This is a genomic window from Bradyrhizobium sp. Unk1 (genome assembly GCF_059512345.1).
Window position 1 is genome coordinate 1 of record NZ_JCAMOP010000079.1, and the last position, 15,558, is coordinate 15,558.

Here is a 15,558-nt window from a genome sequence, read left to right on the forward strand (position 1 = left end):
CGAAGGCCCACTCAAATGAAACGGAGGCGACCATATGGAGAATCCCGATCTCAAAGCGTGGGTCGATGGCTGGATGGAGAAAGTGAAGCAAGGCGCTGAAGTCCATCGCTGGATGACCTTTGTGGCTCAGGTCAGGTGCGCTGGGCGCTCGCAGGCCCCGGCGCCCCTCCTCCCTCAACCGGCCCACGGCGTTGGAGCCGTCGCGCGTTAGCAGTGGCGGGAACGATGCGCAACTTGCTCAGTCCGCGTGAGAAGCGATTATTGAGGCGCTTGGCTGCTGGGAAGACTGACGCCGAGATCGCGGTGCGCCTTGGCGGTACCGCCAAGCAAATCTCAGAGCAGAGAGCCCGGCTGCTTGCGCGATTGCAGATCCAATCGCCCGACGAGATCGCCGATGCAGCAGAGCGATGGGCGCCTTGGCCGGGCTATCGAGGCATCACGTAGAATCTCGCCGCGAAACCAAAGCGCAGGGTTACGGGTCGCGGAGATCGTCAATCTCCTTGTGCCGAAGCGCCTTTCGCTTTTTCTTCTGCTCGATGAATCACAACCACAAAAAACCAATGGCGGTGAGCACCATCGCGTAAAAAAGGATCTCTTCAATCATCACCGGAGGGCCCCGAGTTACCGTCCACCGACCGAGAATAGTTTTCAGTCATACTCGGTGCCGTTGATCCACATCAAGTGTCGAGTCAACGATAGCGGTGGGTCTCCCTTCAGCACACCCCCACTATGGGGGACAGGGGGGAAGCTCAATAAAGGCTGTTGCAACATCTTCTCTCGCCTTGCGAACTTTTCGAGATTTGCGCCAACCAGAGGCGCCGACCCCAAACCCGAACATTCTGAAGTTGGCGGTGATGTCGAGGGGGATGTCGAAATGAGCATGCTTGCCCGGCCGAATTTTCCCACCCCCGGTGCCTTGGCCAGAGGGTACGGCCCGCCCCTCGCCCAGGTCGTGCTCGCATCGCAGCATCGCAGGACGCAACGCCCCTGATGGCGCACCGCATCCCTTCATAGTCGCCGAGCTTGGGCCCGACGTTGATCTCTTCATGACGCACACCCATGCTGCGGGCGCGGAGAAGGAGCGGGAGCGGATTCCTCAACGCACAAGAGAAGCCCTCGCAGCCGCCAAGCCTCGCGGGTAGATGCTCACCGGTACGAGATGCGTCGACTTACAAGCGCGCTCCGACGACACTGCGAGGAAATAGGACGTTAGCCCGCAGAGTCCCGCCGTAGACTATTATTTCACACCGCCACAAATCGTTCGCGGTCCGCCCGGCAAAACCCAGCTGCGGTCATGAGAAGAATTTTCCAAAAGCGAACATGCTGGGAACGGCAAGTACAGAATGATTGCCTTTTGCATCCACGCTCGAGGACTATAAGAGCCAATCATTTCCACGCTGGCCTTTACCTTACGGATTGTGACGTGGGACCAACTCCGGAATGTGCCAGCGTTGGCCGCGAGCATCCTTGGGTCATTCGCGCCGATTTTGGTCGTATCTCAGCCATGTCCGGTCTCGCTTCGACCGCTGAGTGTAGGACATCTTGCCTTAGTTAGCCTTGAGGCCAAAACTCGACATGGGAACTGAGTCCCGTCCCAGAAGCTTTGTAGATATTGAACAGCCGTCCAGAACCTCGTTGGAAATGATGTCTTCTGAGCACGAAGAGCAGGCCGCGGAGGGTTCTGACCTTGCTGCGGCGCATTCCGCCTGGGCACCGTTCGCAAGCCACGCGTTTTGCTGGCTGTGGCTCGCCAATATCGTGTCGGCTTTGGGAGGACCCCTTGGACAAGCATGCTTTCTCCATAGATTTTCCCCTCCCCACCCCTCAGCCCAAAACCCCTTGTCCGGCCTCGCTCCTTCACGGTGAACGGTTAACGTGCTTTTCACTGGCACCCTAATTTCACCCTAAGATTCGGATCCGCCAAAGGTAGGGGATTCCGAACGCCACATCGTTCGCTAGATTCTCTGTGTTTACAGATAGACGCTCGACCGTCTGTAATTTCTGAGAGGATGAATATTCTATGCGGCCCGCCATCTCATACATTCGCGTTTCCAAACCAAAGCAAGGCCGCAGCGGCCTCGGCCTCGAAGCGCAACAAGCTGCGATCCGATCCTTCTGCGCGCAGCACGGCTACAGCATCGAAGCCGAGTATCGCGAGGTGGAAACTGGTAAGGGCGCTGATGCTCTTGAGCGCCGGCCTGAGCTGGCCGCAGCCATGAAGTTTGCGCGCAAGGTCGGCAGAGGCGGCAAGACGTGCGCTGCCCCTATCATCATCGCCAAACTCGACCGCTTGAGCCGCGACGTTCACTTCATCAGCGGCCTGATGGTGCAACGCATTCCCTTCATCGTCACCGAGCTCGGGCCCGATGTCGATCCTTTCATGCTCCACATCCACGCAGCGGTCGCCGAGAAGGAGCGAGAGAGGATCGCTCAGCGCACCAGGGAAGCGCTGGCAGCGGCCAAGGTTCGCGGGCAGGTGCTCGGCAACGCCGCCATCGGACAAGCCCGCAGGGCCGAAGCAGACCTGCATGCCGAGCATTTCCGACCCATTCTCTCGCCGTTACGCGACCTACCGGCCAAGCGCATCTCGGTGATCCTGAATGAGCGGGGGATCACGACGCCACGAGGCGGCAAGTGGCAAGCTACTCAGGTCATCCGAATGCTCAGCCGCTTGAACGGCTCAGGCGACGACGGCAAGCTCAACTCGGCTCGTCGGACCTGACCTTCACCGGCGGGAGCAGCAGCATCGTGTCCGGAGTCAGGCCGCCACCCGCAGCGATGCGATACAGCTCGGCATCGGTCAGCTCATGGATCGGCACATCCTGGCGATCAATGACCTGCACGGCCTTACCATCCAGACGATCGATCAGCTCGTGAATATAAGCGAGATTGCCCTGCTCTGCCTTGTCGAGCAGTTGGTCCGCCACCCTGCGCAGTGCCAAGGGACGGCTCCGAAGCGCAATCCGGAGCGCGTCGTTGAAGGGCTTTTCCTTGTTCGGGCTGCCGATGGGCCTACCCATGAGAGGCCCCCTTTTTTCCAATTTCTATGACTATGATCCTATGCGGTAATCATTCACGGAACTATTCCGGGGTGCTTAGCGACACAACCGTCCGCGAACACGCCAGCTAGGATTGCGCATTCGCTCACTGGATTGTCGCTGTACGGCCAGCATCCGCCCTGAACCGGCGCATCGCGATCAGTTTCGCTCGTTGTGCTTCCGCCTCCAGTGCCGGCGAAGTGTCCAGAAGATGCTCGGGCCAAATCATCTCAATGCCATCGTTGCCCTCTTCCTTGGTTAGCAGCAGATCGAGAGCAGCCTGTTTGATCGCCGTGAGCGTGATTCTTTCGGGGACAGCCATCCAATAGCTCCCACCTACGGCGGCGAAAAATCCGAGTCGCACCAGAAGCACAAACTCGCGGCTGAGAAGGGTATCTTTGGCCGGATAAAGGTCGAGCACCGCGATGTGACACTGATGCTCCAGCTCTCCAAATACCTCGAGCGCGCAAGCTGCAAGGTCAGGGATTCCATCTGTATGAAGCAGCCCAACGCGATCCGCGAAACGAGGATCGTTCAGCGCCTCTGACCATGCCGACTGCGCTTCATCGGCTTTGGCAAACCAGGCAGCGGCGAACCGGCAGTCGGGTTCATCTGACATTTGCAGGATAACATGTGGCGTATTGGCTGACATCATCGCTCCTCCTCAAAGTTAAATCGCTTGCCCATCAGCCCGTTCTCAGGATCAGTGACAGGATGGCTGCAGCCGTGGCCCTCCGATCAGCATGCCATGCTCCCCAGCAGCGCGAATGCAGCCAGGCATGCCCTGTCGGTCCGGTGCCGAATGGCACGAGCTCATCAAGAGCGCCATCTTCACGATCACAGTGGAGACAGCGGCCGGGCGGGGAGCAGACCGGATTGCGGTTCAGCCATTCGACCACACAGCATTCAAAGGCGCGCGTCTCAGCCGCCGCCCGCTGCAGCTCGCCATCGAACTCGGCGATGCCCGCCCGCTCGTCGAAGTAGGCCAGCCAATCCGCCTCCGACCAGTTGTCGTGGCCGGGCCGCAGCAGCGCCACGATCTCAGACTTGTGCCAGGACAGTGTGCTGAGCACCTCGTCCGGAGGTGCCTCGGCCGCGGTCAGCACGAGATCGTCCCCGTCGAGTACGATGCGAATGCCGGCGGCACCGGCCGCCTTGAGAGCTTCCACCGCGCTCATAGCCGCGCACTCCACCCCAGAGGAGAGGTTGCCGGCGCGGATTGCAGCGAGCGATCCGAGTTTGCCGCGGCCGCATCCAAGTTCGGCTGCGCGCACGCCGAGACTGCGTCATCGCAATCCAACAAAGTCGGCGTGGCGCCAGAATCATAGGGACCATAGGGGGCATAGGGGGTATCGGCGAGCTCAGGCGGCAGCTCAGCCCCCCTATGCCCCCTATGGTCCCTATGATTTTCCCCGCCGACTGTTTTCTGGAGCACATACGTCGCCGAGCCCCACTTGCCGACCGCGGCCTGACGGACAAGGACGAAACCTGCCATTCGCGTCCCCGCCAACTTTTCGACCTGTGCTGCGAGGTACTGGCGACCGCGCCCCTGCGGATCCAAAGCCTGCCGAACGTCGTCATGCAGCTCGCGCACAGCCACGGAATGATGCTGGTGCTTGGCCCACCAGATTGCAAACATGTCCGCGACGGCCTGACGGCGTCCATCGCGCTGCTTTGCTTCACTGATCCGTGCGATAGGATCCTGGCAACCCAAAGCGAGCAGCGGGTCGCGGACCCACCGACACCACTGTGCAAAACTACCAATCGGCAAGCCGGGCTCGATGTCGAAACCCGTCCTCCCCCAGCGCCAAATCGTGAGCGTCGCCGCCAGCAGCTCTGTGCGCCGCTGGGTGACCTCGACACGGATGTCAGCCGCGAAGGGCCGCAGCTCCGGATCTTCAGTACGTGCATCGAGCTCCACCGTTACGAACCGGCGAGCCAGATCCTCGGAAACGGTCAACCCATTGCCGGTCAGAATCACAAACGCAGATGCGTTCAACGGCACCATCTGTGACTGACCAAGCAGGCGCACCCGCGACGGCCGCTCCGTGATGGCACTAGCGAGCAAATCGGACCTGAAGGCCGTATTGTTGAGGTTGTCGAGGAACAAGGCCGGACTGCCCCCCATCAGTTCGGCAGAGATCCGCTTCTCGAGCTCTTCGGCGCTTGCACCGGCCGTCACAGCATGCGGCTCCCGCCCAAAGGCAATAATGCAGATGCAGCGGGCCAGCAGACCTTTGCCTGCGCCAGCACCGGACACGGGCGCGGCCCTCAACAGCACGCCGGGAGCAAGATGCAGGCTCGGCCGGCAGACAGCCGTAAGCAGTGCTGCCAAGAAAGACGACTCGTCGCGTCCTGGCGGCTTCGAGGTGTCGACCGTCGCAACGCCACCGGTAGCCGGCGGGATCGTCTCGGCATCAGCAAAGCAAAAGGTCTTGAACGTCTCGCGGATCAGCCGCAGTGCAGCAGTCGCTTCATCGAGGCCCGGCTTCGTGGGAACCAGATCGTCGAGGTTGGGCACGTTCTCGCACCACATACCCGTGGCAAGGTCATAGCCCTCGGTGCTTTTGATTGCCCCGTCGTCGCGCAGCTGCGGCGCCGAGGCGATGCCGTTTAAGGGGGGCAGCCGCCATTCGCCGCGCCAGTCGAGGTACATGACCGCCAACGACCGCGGCAGGCGAGCATCAACCTCTACAATCGTGCCGTCCCGCCGCTCCTTCCGGACGTACGGACGGCAGATCGTATGGGCCTTCAGGACCAGAGCATCCGGCGTCATAACCTGCGCGACCGCCCCGCGCTGAATCTGGTCGAACGCGAGACGAACAGGGACGGCGCGTTCAAACAGGCCGCCAGCGGCGGCGAGAGCATCCCGCAGTGCGGTGACGGTCAAATCAGGATTGCAATTCTCAACCAAAAGCCGAGGCTTCGCGCGCACCGCGGCAGGTGAGGAAGGGGCGCAAAACTCTTCGGCACACGCGATGAGCTTGGCAATATCGCCTTCAGACGTCACGTCACGCACTCCGTAAGCTGTGCCAATCAGTCAGCAGGTCATTGAAATCCATCCCCGGCGGCGGACGCGCGATGCGGACCCGACGTCCCGCTCGCGCCCAGCGGCGCGCGGCGAACATTGCTGCCGCCTCACCTGCTGCGTCGGCGTCAGCGAGGATGACGATGTCCCGCTCATCATCCGGGAGAGCGAGCCTCCGCAGCCCGGAGGTCGAAAGCGCCGCCCACGACCGATGTCCGGTCGCCTGCATCGCCGAAAGGCAGGTTTCGATCCCCTCGCCAATCAACAGAACGCCGCCCTGACCGCCGAGGCGAACAATCCCGCCACCGCAAGGACCCAACATCATTTTGGCGGGTTCAACGGGCGCCTTCGAGGTGCCATCGCGCGAGAGGAAGGTGCGATGGATAGCAGTCGGCGTGTCGCCAATTGCGTCGGTCACCAACGCGACCATAGTGGGCCAGCACGCCCCCTCCGGGTGTCGCAACCCGTGGTGAAAACGGATGGCGGAAGGAATCGAGACCGTTACACCGCGCCGCCGCAGATACTTCTCAACGAGCGAGCCGGGCGCCGAAGACGAGTTCTTCCAGATCGTTACCGCCCAGGCGGCAGCCCCGGCGCTGGTGGCATCGTTAGACTCTGTTGTAACGGCGAGTTTCGGCGATTCACGGTGATAAGTACTGGACCAGAGGCCGAGACACCGAAGAGCATCGACAACTGACGCGTAATCGCAGCCAGCGAAGCAATGCAGCAGCACTGGGCCGCTAGAGCTGTATCCAATTGACAGGCTCGGGTCCTGATCATCATGCGCGGGACAACGACAAATGAATCCGCCAAGGGTCTTCTTGGCGCCGCCGCACGCAACAGCGATTTGCTCAATAGGATTCACCTGCGCTCTCCCGTTAGCGCCCGATCATTGTCCCCTCGCCTGCTTCGTTAGCCGCTCAACATTCGCTCCAGCGCGTGCCGCGGGACAATCCAACGCCGTCCCACCCGAATTGCAGGCAACTCACCAGAGTTGGCGGCTGCATAGGCACTGCACTTCGAGAGGCCCAGGATTTCGCATCCGGCTTCTTCGACCGTGAACGTCGAGCGACCCTCCCAGCGCTGATCGAGGACGCGCGGGGACGCCGTGCTTTCCGAAATAGTCATGTTTAGTCTGATCCTATTGACCCTTACTGTCAACTACTGTAGGGCTACGAATAATCATATTAAGGGCTACGCCGTGAAGCAGCAACAGTTCAAGATCACGCTCGGCGACGATCTTCGTGCAAAGCTCGACACATCGAGCTCACTGAATCTGAGGCCGATTGCGGAAGAAATCCGCCAGCGGCTTGAGATGTCTTTCGACATCCAGGGTGACGGTCACACGCTCGATCTGATCTACGCGATCCTGTTTCTGGCACGCGAGACCATGCGCGATTTCGGCGCGACTTGGTGGGGCGATGAGCGCGCGCGGTCTGCGTTCATGGCGGCCATCGTCGATCAGGTGATGAGCTATCCCATCAGCCCGTCTGACCTCGCTGCGAAGCCATTGATCACTTTGGGAACGCGAGAGCAGCAGGCCAGCCCCGAAGATCCTCCCGAGGCTATCGGACGCGCTATAGCCCGGAACTACCGTCGCAGGGTCAGACCGCTCGGCTTGCGATCTGACGAGTTCGATATCCGTCGTTTTCGCCAATTGATGCAGAACGAGGAAGAGAACGAAGACTGAGTAGCGGACCGGGCTTTGGAGGAGGTTCGTAATGACCGCGACAAAGCCGACCACCACTGAGATGAACCCTGACGGAAATCTGAAGTGCGCTCCCCGTCGCATGCTCAACGAGCAGCAGGTGTTGGAAATCATCCCCATCAGCCGCACCACGCTCTACCGCATGGAGAAGTCGGGTAAGTTTCCGAAGTCCACCTATATCAGCCCGAACCGGCGCGTCTGGTACGAAGACCAGATCGTGACGTGGCAGAACGCGGTCGATGAATTCGATCCGCGTCGGGCTCGGGGCAAAGGGCGGTGCCGCGAAGCCTAGTCCAGCGGTCATGACCCCTATGAGGACGAAGCCTATCGGCCGGGGGCGCTTAAGCAGCAGAGCAAGGGATCCTCAGCCGAAGTGTCAGCGTGATTTTCGTTTGCGCCGTGTTCGTATGCGGCTGAGCCGTTTGGCGTTTGCCGCCACCTTTCTTCGATATTGCTCAACAATCTTGTCGGCCGAGGCCCCAGCCATCAGGCTGGTACCGGCCTTCGTCGCCGCAAGCATTTTTTCACTCACCATGCGCTGGGCTTCACGTTGGGCCGCTTTGCCGCCGCGCATCAACTTCGCTAGGCGCAGTCCGATCACGCGATTGCTTTCTAGCCCCAGCATCATCCAGTTCCACATGCTGCAGACATTCCTAGCAACGCGAAGCGGTTCCGATCACATCAACGACCAGGGATTCGCGGTGTCCAATCAAAGCCGCGTGGCTTGCCACGACGGGCAGCAATCTACTCGCATCAATCCGCTGGCGCCATGGCTAGTGCAAGGGTTCCTTCACCTTGATCCAGGGATACATCCGAATGAGCGATAGCGGGAAATCGCTGCGTGCTGAAGAGTAAGACCGCCGCTGCTGGGGGCCAAACGGAGATGTCCGATGGGTGTGGCAGGCTGGCGCTTTGCGCATACGAAGAAAACCCTCCGCGTCCGGGCGGTCGTCATCTGCGTGCTGGAAGAGTTGCCGTTTGTCTGCCCGGTGGTAGTCGCAATCGGCTCCCTGATCATGATCGGCATCACGCTCTGCAAGGATTGGCCGCAGTGAGGGGGCCTTACCGCCAAGGCGCTCATAACAGCAGGTAGACATCGACCATCAGATGCTTCTCGTATTCGGTCAGCGCCACGCTGCCGGGCGCGGCAGCTCCTCTGTGTGCGATACGGTACCAAATTTAGATGAGATTGCGAAAATGCTAATACGTTTAGGGCGGGCCGTCGCGCGGTCCCCGCGCATGCAGCAAACTCAGAAGGACCCGGACAACTTGCGGGCGGACCGCCATCCTGGGGCCTTCCGCCGCTCATGTCTGCTGGTGCAGTAAGAGCGGACTTCGATTTGGACCGCGTGGAAGTCCGGAAGTGACCCTGGCTGTGTAAAAACGCGAAAGATCGAAACACGGCTAGAATTCCAATCTTCGGCTAGCTCTCAAAGTTGAATGCGCTTGCGAGTTTGACCGCTAAGACGGTCCTGAGCGAATAACTTCTTCTATCGCCGTCGAGCGTCCTGGGGTTTTCACACAACCAAGACCCAAAACGGACATTGGCTTCGGCTCCAATTCCATCCAAGCTACCTCAAGATTAGTCGGAAAGTCCCGTGTTGCGGAGTCCTCTCGCGAGACTCGCGGTCCTCCCATTTTTGGAAAGCCGTCCCCTTTTGTCGTCGATCTGGCCGCTGTTGAAGACAATGATTCGCGCTGCGAATGCCAGGCTGCCACGAACCCGCCACTAGCCATCTGGACGGTTTCCAGTGCGGCTCCCAGCACCGCATTGCCCAGATCGTCGATCCGACGAATATCAGAGCCGCGCCCGGCGGCGGGAACCATCTTTCGGACCGTTGTCGGACCGAGGAGGAAAGCTAACATCAGCACTGAACGAAGACGCGGGTTCATCGTTATGGATTCACGCGCTGACCTGTCGCGACGACAGCATCGGCACGGGAGAACGCGGCATCGGGGGCGACATCGAGGGAAACTCGAACACTGGCGAACCGCCGTGCGATCTCGTTCCCCGCAACCCACGGAAGACGCATGCTACGTAAAGGTCTCGTTGCCAAAGGTCTTATTGCCATCGCGGGCCTCGTGCTGATCGCAGGCACCTTCGATCCGCAGCCCGCCGACGCCCGCGGCGGCTACCGCGCCGGCGGCGGCCGGGCGGTCGCGGTTCGCGGTCCGGGAGGCGGTCGGGCCGTGGCGGTTCGCGGCGGCTATCGGGGCGGCTACCATGGCGGTTATCGGGGCGGCTATCGTGGCGCCTATGCCTATCGCCCCGGCGTGGCGGTCGGAGCGGCGGCGCTCGGCGCGGCGGCCGTCGGTTCCGCGGCCTACTACAACCAACGCAACTGCTACGACGCCTACGGCAACTACATCTGTGGCGGATATCGCCCGTACTGATGCTGACCCGCACCGAACGGACGCTGCGCGCGACTAGCATGAAACCGTCGTCTTGGCTGATTTCTTCTTGCTTCGGCGGACAGAAGAGCCGCGACGGTTAAGATCGTTTGACGACGGCGGAGCCAGGCTCGGCAAGTCCGTCGTCATCGACGGGCTGTGCGCTTACGGCTGCACCATCGCGCCTCGCTGAGTTGCCGCACGGCCGGATCTGCGTGACCCTGGAGGTGAGCCTCGGCTTCCACCAGAGCCCGGTTCGCCCGCGGACCCCACGTCGGAGTTCGGTTCAACCGGTCCCATACCACGGCAATATGGTCGCCGACCCGGGCTGCGTTGCTTACCGGCCGCGATCACCATGCATCGCTGACGCCGCCACCGGTTACGATGGCTACACCACAATCATATCGAAGCGCACCGGCATGGTTTCCGCGCCAGAACGGCTACGCGACCACCTGGATCATCTACAGCAATTCCAACCGGACCACGCTGTCATCCTACGATATCGACAAAATGAATCCTAACGCCGATGGCAGCGTAACGATTTATGTTGGACCCAAGACACCAAATCGAAGGCCAACTGGCTACCGACAGCGGGCAGACGACCAATGCCGACGATGCCATGCTACGGGCCAACCGAGGCTCTAAACAACAAAACGATCAAACTGCTGGATTTTGAAATCGTCGCCTTAAGTCTCCTTCTGGCCCCTTAGCGGAAGGTCTCTATGGCCCACTGACACGTCGGCTGGCCGGCGATGAGCGGACTTCGTGCAGAGCGGCCGCCATCGGCGGCTTATGACCCGGAACGGACATTCTGAACGTTTTGAAAGTCGCGCCCCACGAGTTTCACTAACTCGGCGGGTTGCAGATATCAGCGCTGACGATGGCAATCGGTCTGACGCACAGTGTCTTCGTTCTATTAAATGGAACCATCGGCATTCTTTCGAAGGTGCGCGAAACATTTTCGCATCCCTGTAACTTAAGTTAATTGTGGGGCCCAACCAAAGGGTCGCGATATGGAACCGACCAGTCGAATATCGGACCACATCGATCATAAGACTGCCCGGTCGATCTGTGACGAGGTGGGTGACAGATTGCAACAGAACTTATCTCTTGAAGCCTCGCCTCTGCCGCCCTACCTCGAACGTCTAGTGGATGAATTGTGCAAACAGGAGCGTCATCCAATTGATGGCGTCGCAGCGCCTGCTAACCGTTTCCTTCATGCGACGCGGCGGGTAGTCGCGGCCGTCTGAGCGCGTAAAGAAGAAGCCGTCGCAGCGCTCAACCCGGGGGCGGCTTTTCCGCTGATCTTGTCGCTGAGGCATTCCAGGCTTGCCCGCGCCGGACGCCATCAAGACGTGCTTGTTCAGTGAACGGTCAAGCCGCGCTGCTTCCCCTGTTGGCCCTTAGCTGAACAACGCTGAGCCAATTCGGATGTCGGCTATCGGCTGCGAACCTGACGCGGGGCCGCCTTTGCCTCGACTGCCGCTTAGGAACCCACAGCCGACTTAAAGCAGACGATCCGATTCATCGCCCGAGTTGAAGAGCCTGCTGGCGGCGCCAGGAGGCAGCCGAGCGGCATTCTGCGTCATTCGAGTGGCGGTCAATCGGAGAAAGTACAACGATAAGCCGGGGTTGCGCTCGCACAGCTTCTTCAAAGCTTCGTCGCTGATGCAAAGTAAGTCCACATTAGTCGCCGCCACTGCGGTCTGCGTCCGACGCCGCTCCAGAGAGAACAATCCAATCTCCCCGAACAGATCGCCTGCCGCGAGTCTTTGATCAATCTCCGGAAGCCCCACTTCACCCGATACGATCATATAGAGCAGATCGGCGTGCTGACCCTTTATGAAAATCGTTTCTCCTGACTTGAAATGCTTGGGCCGCATGAATGGTTGCATCCACAAAGGTGAAAGATCCGTAGCCGCGGCTCGCTTCGCTCTCCGAAGCAAATTCATCATGCGAACAAGCAATACTATGTTCAAGGGAAGCAGGATGACGTGCAAAATAAGGACAGGGTATAGCTCGGCGCCGAAACCGTAGCTAATGAACGCGATGTTGCTGCAAATCGCTACGGCACGCAGACTCAACATGGTGCTCATGCAGAACGTGAGCAGGACAAGAGTCGATGCAAGATAGCCGATAGCCTCAATCACCGTCATTTTGATGCCCGACCGGAGCGATCATTGCAAAAGGAATGCTGCTACCATCGCTTGCGATACCGGGCAGAAATGAGGCTGGTGGAAAACCTTTGGGGCCTGTTTCCGGTCTCTAACCCGGATCATTCTGGACGGCTGCGTCTGGCCCTTGGCTTACTTCACCACACGTCCTCGCCAGGTCCGCAAGTAACCCGTAACAGACCTTGGCGACTGGATCGGCATTGACCTAAATTGCAGCGTGCGGTTGAATGCAATCAGGCAGTGGGAGGGCGGCCTGTATGGCTGTGAAGATCGTTTTCGACAATTGGATTGCTTTTCATCGGGCTCGCCCTGTTAGATCCCATCCCGACGCAGGCGCAGAACCTCGCTCTGGGTCCGTGTACCCGCTACACGGCGCCAGGAGTGTCCTGCGCTTGCAATCACGGCGTGATGCGTGGGCGTAATGCGCTAGGCAAGCCCGGCTGGCATCTCGACGAAAGACAGCACGTGATCAGAGATGGATGGCACGCGACCTACTACAAGGGCACCCACAACGCCGCCTGTACCCGAGGCCCATGATCAGGCCTAAATTCGATCAAATTTAGCTTGTTGACCGCAGAGAATGTTGGCGTCCGACCGGTCAGCTTGTGGCCCTTAGCTGAACAACGCTTGAGCCAGATCGGATGTCGGCTATCGGCTGCGAACTTGACGCGGGGCCGCCTTTGCTTCGACTGCCGCTTATGACCCAAACCGGAAGTTGGGCTCCGCTGCGTCAGATGAGATGGCACAGCTCAAAACCCGCTCCACCTTCGGTTTACATTCTTTATACCAGCGGCTTATTCTTTGGGTGTGCGAAGATGCCTTCCTGCGAAGGGAGGACACCGTGAGGGTTGGCAACTTGCGCTATTGCTTCGAGGAATTCGCATTTGACATCGACCGGCGCGAACTTCATCGCCGGGCAGAGGTCGTTTCCATTGCGCCACAGGTGTTCGATCTGCTCGAATACCTGATCCGAAACAGGGAGCGCGTCGTCAGCAAGGACGACCTTATCAACGCCGTTTGGAATGGTCGCATCGTGTCCGATGCTGCGCTTACGACCCGCCTGAATGCTGTCCGCGCTGCCATCGGCGATACCGGCGAGGAGCAGCGCCTCATCAAGACGCTTCCGCGCAAGGGCTTCCGTTTCGTCGGACAGGTGCGGGAGGCTCCAGAAGTTGCGGGCCCAAATCCGGGCGATGCGCCGGAGAGCGCTCCTGCGCTCCCCAACAAGCCCTCCATCGCGGTATTGCCGTTCGAGAACATGAGCGGCGATCCCGAGCAAGAATACTTCGCGGATGGAATGGTTGAGGAGATCATCACCGCGCTTTCGCGGTTCAAATGGCTGTTCGTGATCGCCCGCAATTCCAGCTTTACCTACAAGGGCAAGGCGGTGAACGTGAAGCAGGTCGGGCACGAGCTTGGCGTGCGCTATATCCTTGAGGGGTCTGTGCGCAAGGCAGCGGGGAAAGTTCGCATCGCAGGGCAGTTGATTGACGCGGTGACCGGCGCGCACATCTGGGCGGATCGGTTCGAGCGCGACCTGACAGACGTTTTCGCGCTTCAGGACGAAGTGACGGTCGCCGTTGTCTCAGCTATCGAGCCAAAATTGGTTCAAACGGAAATCGCAATGGCGGCGCGGCGCCGACCGGAGAACCTCACCGCCTATGATTTTTATCTCCGCGCTCTGCCGCAGTCTTACCTGGCGACCCGCGAAGGGTTGGCCGACGCGATCAGGTTGGCGAACCGCGCCTTGGAACTGCACCCTCGGTTCGGCGGTGCCGCGGCTCTCGCAGGTCTCTGTCACATGCGAAGCGTCCTTTTCGGCTATGCTGACGATCCCCAGTTCGACCGCAGGGAAGCCGTTCGGCTTTCTCGCTTGGCATTGAGCGTCGACGATAGTGATCCAGACACGTTAGCAGCGGCTGCTGTAATCTCGGCGTTCATGATTGGCGATTGTGAAAGTGAGATCGAAATGGCTGACCGCGCGGTTGCGCTCAATCCCAATTCATTTGGCGCATGGTCCGCCAGAGGCTGGGTCTGTAGAGCTGCGGGGCTACCGCAGGAAGCGGTCCAGAGCTTCGAACGTGCCATTCGCGTGAACCCGATAGACCCGCTGCTACATTCGTCGTTTGTCGGGATGGGCATAGCCTTGATCGAGCTTCGTCGCTTTGACGAGGCCATCGTCGCAGGCAAGAAAGCCCAACGCCAGAAATCCTCCTATTGGCCAGCTTACTGCTGTCTCGCGTCCGCTTTCGCCCATCTCGGGCGCGAGGCTGAGGCCCGTGAGGCGTTGGCGCGTCTGCTTGAGTTCGATCCCGCCTTTACAATATCAGCGTTCATCGCGCGGGGCGGGCAATCAAACGCGAAGCTGTTGATTGAGGGTCTTCGGAAAGCTGGGTTGCCCGAATGAGCGGTGGACCGCTGCAGCGCATAGTGGACATTGGGTGCGGCGCACGTCCCTGTAACTGCAACCACGGATTTTCGCGGAGCAAATATACAGACCTCTCGGCGTCGCGCGGTCCCCGCGCTTTGGGGCGCTCTCCAAAGGACCCTGCCGACCGATTGCGGAGGGACCGCTACAACTTCACACGCCCGGATAGCGTCACGCGCCGCACGTCATCACGATCACGAAAACTGCCAAGTTTACCTGTTCCGTTAACTTTTCATTAACCGGGTCCGCGCACCATCGATCCCGTTCTGAGGGGACACTGCGTCGCTTCTTGTCTTGTCGCCACGCATCGTCACCACGACGCGACCGTGCGTCAGCATCAAGCGCACGACCCTCACCAATCCCTCCCGCTGGTTTCCGGCGGCACGGCATCACGCTAACGCGTCACCATCGCCACCCATTGCGCGCGTCACGGCATCTTACGGTCGCAGCCTGCTATCGAAAGCGCGCCCGCATCACGGCGCGGACAGGCGACCGATAGCGGACCGCATCACCTCATCGCGTCATCACCACGTGGACGGACCGGGCCGCGCCAGCGCCATGTGAAACTAGGGCCTATTAGGGCCCGGCAGGTCCGAGCGGACCTTTCGTCAACCCGGAAATGGTCGAAATATGTCTACGTTTTCAGGAACTTACGCCGCCTTCAACAGGCCGAAGAAATAGCTGGCGGAAAGGACCACACGGTTTTGCCGTACCCACGGCCCGCCATTTCGCCGCAGTTTTTCCAGCCCTGTCGACGGAGCCGGAAACTTGCAGACGAGACGAACCTGACA

At 60.0% G+C, this 15,558-nt stretch carries 15 protein-coding genes; 7 read left to right on the forward strand and 8 right to left on the reverse strand.

What is annotated here, in order from left to right; translation table 11 throughout:
- The first annotated feature begins 225 nt into the window (after positions 1 to 225).
- Together AC5ZFO_RS45310 and AC5ZFO_RS45315 are read left to right on the forward strand one after the other, a co-directional pair.
- The gene (locus AC5ZFO_RS45310) at positions 226 to 444 is read left to right on the forward strand and encodes a LuxR C-terminal-related transcriptional regulator (protein ID WP_496123929.1); all 219 of its coding nucleotides are present in this window, start codon (positions 226 to 228) and stop codon (positions 442 to 444) included.
- A 1,576-nt stretch (positions 445 to 2,020) separates the two neighbouring features.
- Positions 2,021 to 2,722 (forward strand): recombinase family protein, encoded by a 702-nt coding sequence (locus AC5ZFO_RS45315; protein ID WP_496123930.1) that lies wholly within the window; start codon positions 2,021 to 2,023, stop codon positions 2,720 to 2,722.
- Here AC5ZFO_RS45315 and AC5ZFO_RS45320 read toward each other — a convergent pair.
- The 6 genes from AC5ZFO_RS45320 to AC5ZFO_RS45345 form a co-directional block, all read right to left on the reverse strand.
- Positions 2,700 to 2,942, reverse strand: coding sequence for a hypothetical protein (locus AC5ZFO_RS45320; RefSeq protein ID WP_496123931.1), 243 nt, complete (start codon positions 2,940 to 2,942; stop codon positions 2,700 to 2,702). The genes AC5ZFO_RS45315 and AC5ZFO_RS45320 overlap by 23 nt on opposite strands.
- 202 nt (positions 2,943 to 3,144) lie before the next feature.
- Entirely contained in the window at positions 3,145 to 3,693 is a 549-nt protein-coding gene (locus AC5ZFO_RS45325; protein ID WP_496123932.1) for a hypothetical protein, read from the reverse strand.
- A gap of 31 nt (positions 3,694 to 3,724) precedes the next feature.
- Entirely contained in the window at positions 3,725 to 4,216 is a 492-nt protein-coding gene (locus AC5ZFO_RS45330) for a hypothetical protein (RefSeq protein ID WP_496123933.1), read from the reverse strand.
- A complete protein-coding gene (locus AC5ZFO_RS45335; protein ID WP_496123934.1) occupies positions 4,213 to 6,048 on the reverse strand; it encodes a hypothetical protein in 1,836 nt (611 codons plus the stop codon). Before AC5ZFO_RS45335 ends, AC5ZFO_RS45330 begins: the two co-directional genes overlap by 4 nt.
- A 1-nt stretch (position 6,049) precedes the next feature.
- Positions 6,050 to 6,931, reverse strand: coding sequence for a DUF7146 domain-containing protein (locus AC5ZFO_RS45340; RefSeq protein WP_496123935.1), 882 nt, complete (start codon positions 6,929 to 6,931; stop codon positions 6,050 to 6,052).
- A 47-nt stretch (positions 6,932 to 6,978) separates the two neighbouring features.
- Complete coding sequence (locus tag AC5ZFO_RS45345; RefSeq protein WP_496123936.1) at positions 6,979 to 7,194, reverse strand: helix-turn-helix domain-containing protein; 216 nt, start codon at positions 7,192 to 7,194, stop codon at positions 6,979 to 6,981.
- Here AC5ZFO_RS45345 and AC5ZFO_RS45350 point away from each other — a divergent pair.
- Together AC5ZFO_RS45350 and AC5ZFO_RS45355 are read left to right on the forward strand one after the other, a co-directional pair.
- The gene (locus AC5ZFO_RS45350) at positions 7,193 to 7,756 is read left to right on the forward strand and encodes a hypothetical protein (protein WP_496123937.1); all 564 of its coding nucleotides are present in this window, start codon (positions 7,193 to 7,195) and stop codon (positions 7,754 to 7,756) included. The genes AC5ZFO_RS45345 and AC5ZFO_RS45350 overlap by 2 nt on opposite strands.
- A gap of 31 nt (positions 7,757 to 7,787) precedes the next feature.
- Positions 7,788 to 8,066: a helix-turn-helix transcriptional regulator gene (locus tag AC5ZFO_RS45355; protein ID WP_496123938.1), complete on the forward strand. Its 279-nt coding sequence runs from the start codon at positions 7,788 to 7,790 to the stop codon at positions 8,064 to 8,066.
- A gap of 84 nt (positions 8,067 to 8,150) precedes the next feature.
- Here the strand turns inward: AC5ZFO_RS45355 and AC5ZFO_RS45360 are convergent, their stop codons facing one another.
- Positions 8,151 to 8,414 carry a hypothetical protein gene (locus AC5ZFO_RS45360; RefSeq protein WP_496123939.1) on the reverse strand — a complete coding sequence of 88 codons (264 nt, stop codon included), beginning with the start codon at positions 8,412 to 8,414 and terminating at the stop codon, positions 8,151 to 8,153.
- Between the two features lie 250 nt (positions 8,415 to 8,664).
- Here AC5ZFO_RS45360 and AC5ZFO_RS45365 point away from each other — a divergent pair, with 250 nt between their 5' ends.
- Positions 8,665 to 8,829: a hypothetical protein gene (locus AC5ZFO_RS45365; protein ID WP_282521297.1), complete on the forward strand. Its 165-nt coding sequence runs from the start codon at positions 8,665 to 8,667 to the stop codon at positions 8,827 to 8,829.
- A gap of 976 nt (positions 8,830 to 9,805) precedes the next feature.
- The gene (locus tag AC5ZFO_RS45370; protein WP_282521298.1) at positions 9,806 to 10,168 is read left to right on the forward strand and encodes a hypothetical protein; all 363 of its coding nucleotides are present in this window, start codon (positions 9,806 to 9,808) and stop codon (positions 10,166 to 10,168) included.
- Positions 10,169 to 11,670: 1,502 nt separating this feature from the next.
- Here the strand turns inward: AC5ZFO_RS45370 and AC5ZFO_RS45375 are convergent.
- Complete coding sequence (locus AC5ZFO_RS45375) at positions 11,671 to 12,321, reverse strand: Crp/Fnr family transcriptional regulator (RefSeq protein ID WP_496123940.1); 651 nt, start codon at positions 12,319 to 12,321, stop codon at positions 11,671 to 11,673.
- A gap of 874 nt (positions 12,322 to 13,195) precedes the next feature.
- On the opposite strand from AC5ZFO_RS45375, the gene AC5ZFO_RS45380 reads away from it, so the two are divergent.
- Positions 13,196 to 14,746 (forward strand): winged helix-turn-helix domain-containing tetratricopeptide repeat protein, encoded by a 1,551-nt coding sequence (locus AC5ZFO_RS45380; RefSeq protein WP_496123941.1) that lies wholly within the window; start codon positions 13,196 to 13,198, stop codon positions 14,744 to 14,746.
- The last annotated feature ends 812 nt before the right edge of the window (positions 14,747 to 15,558 follow it).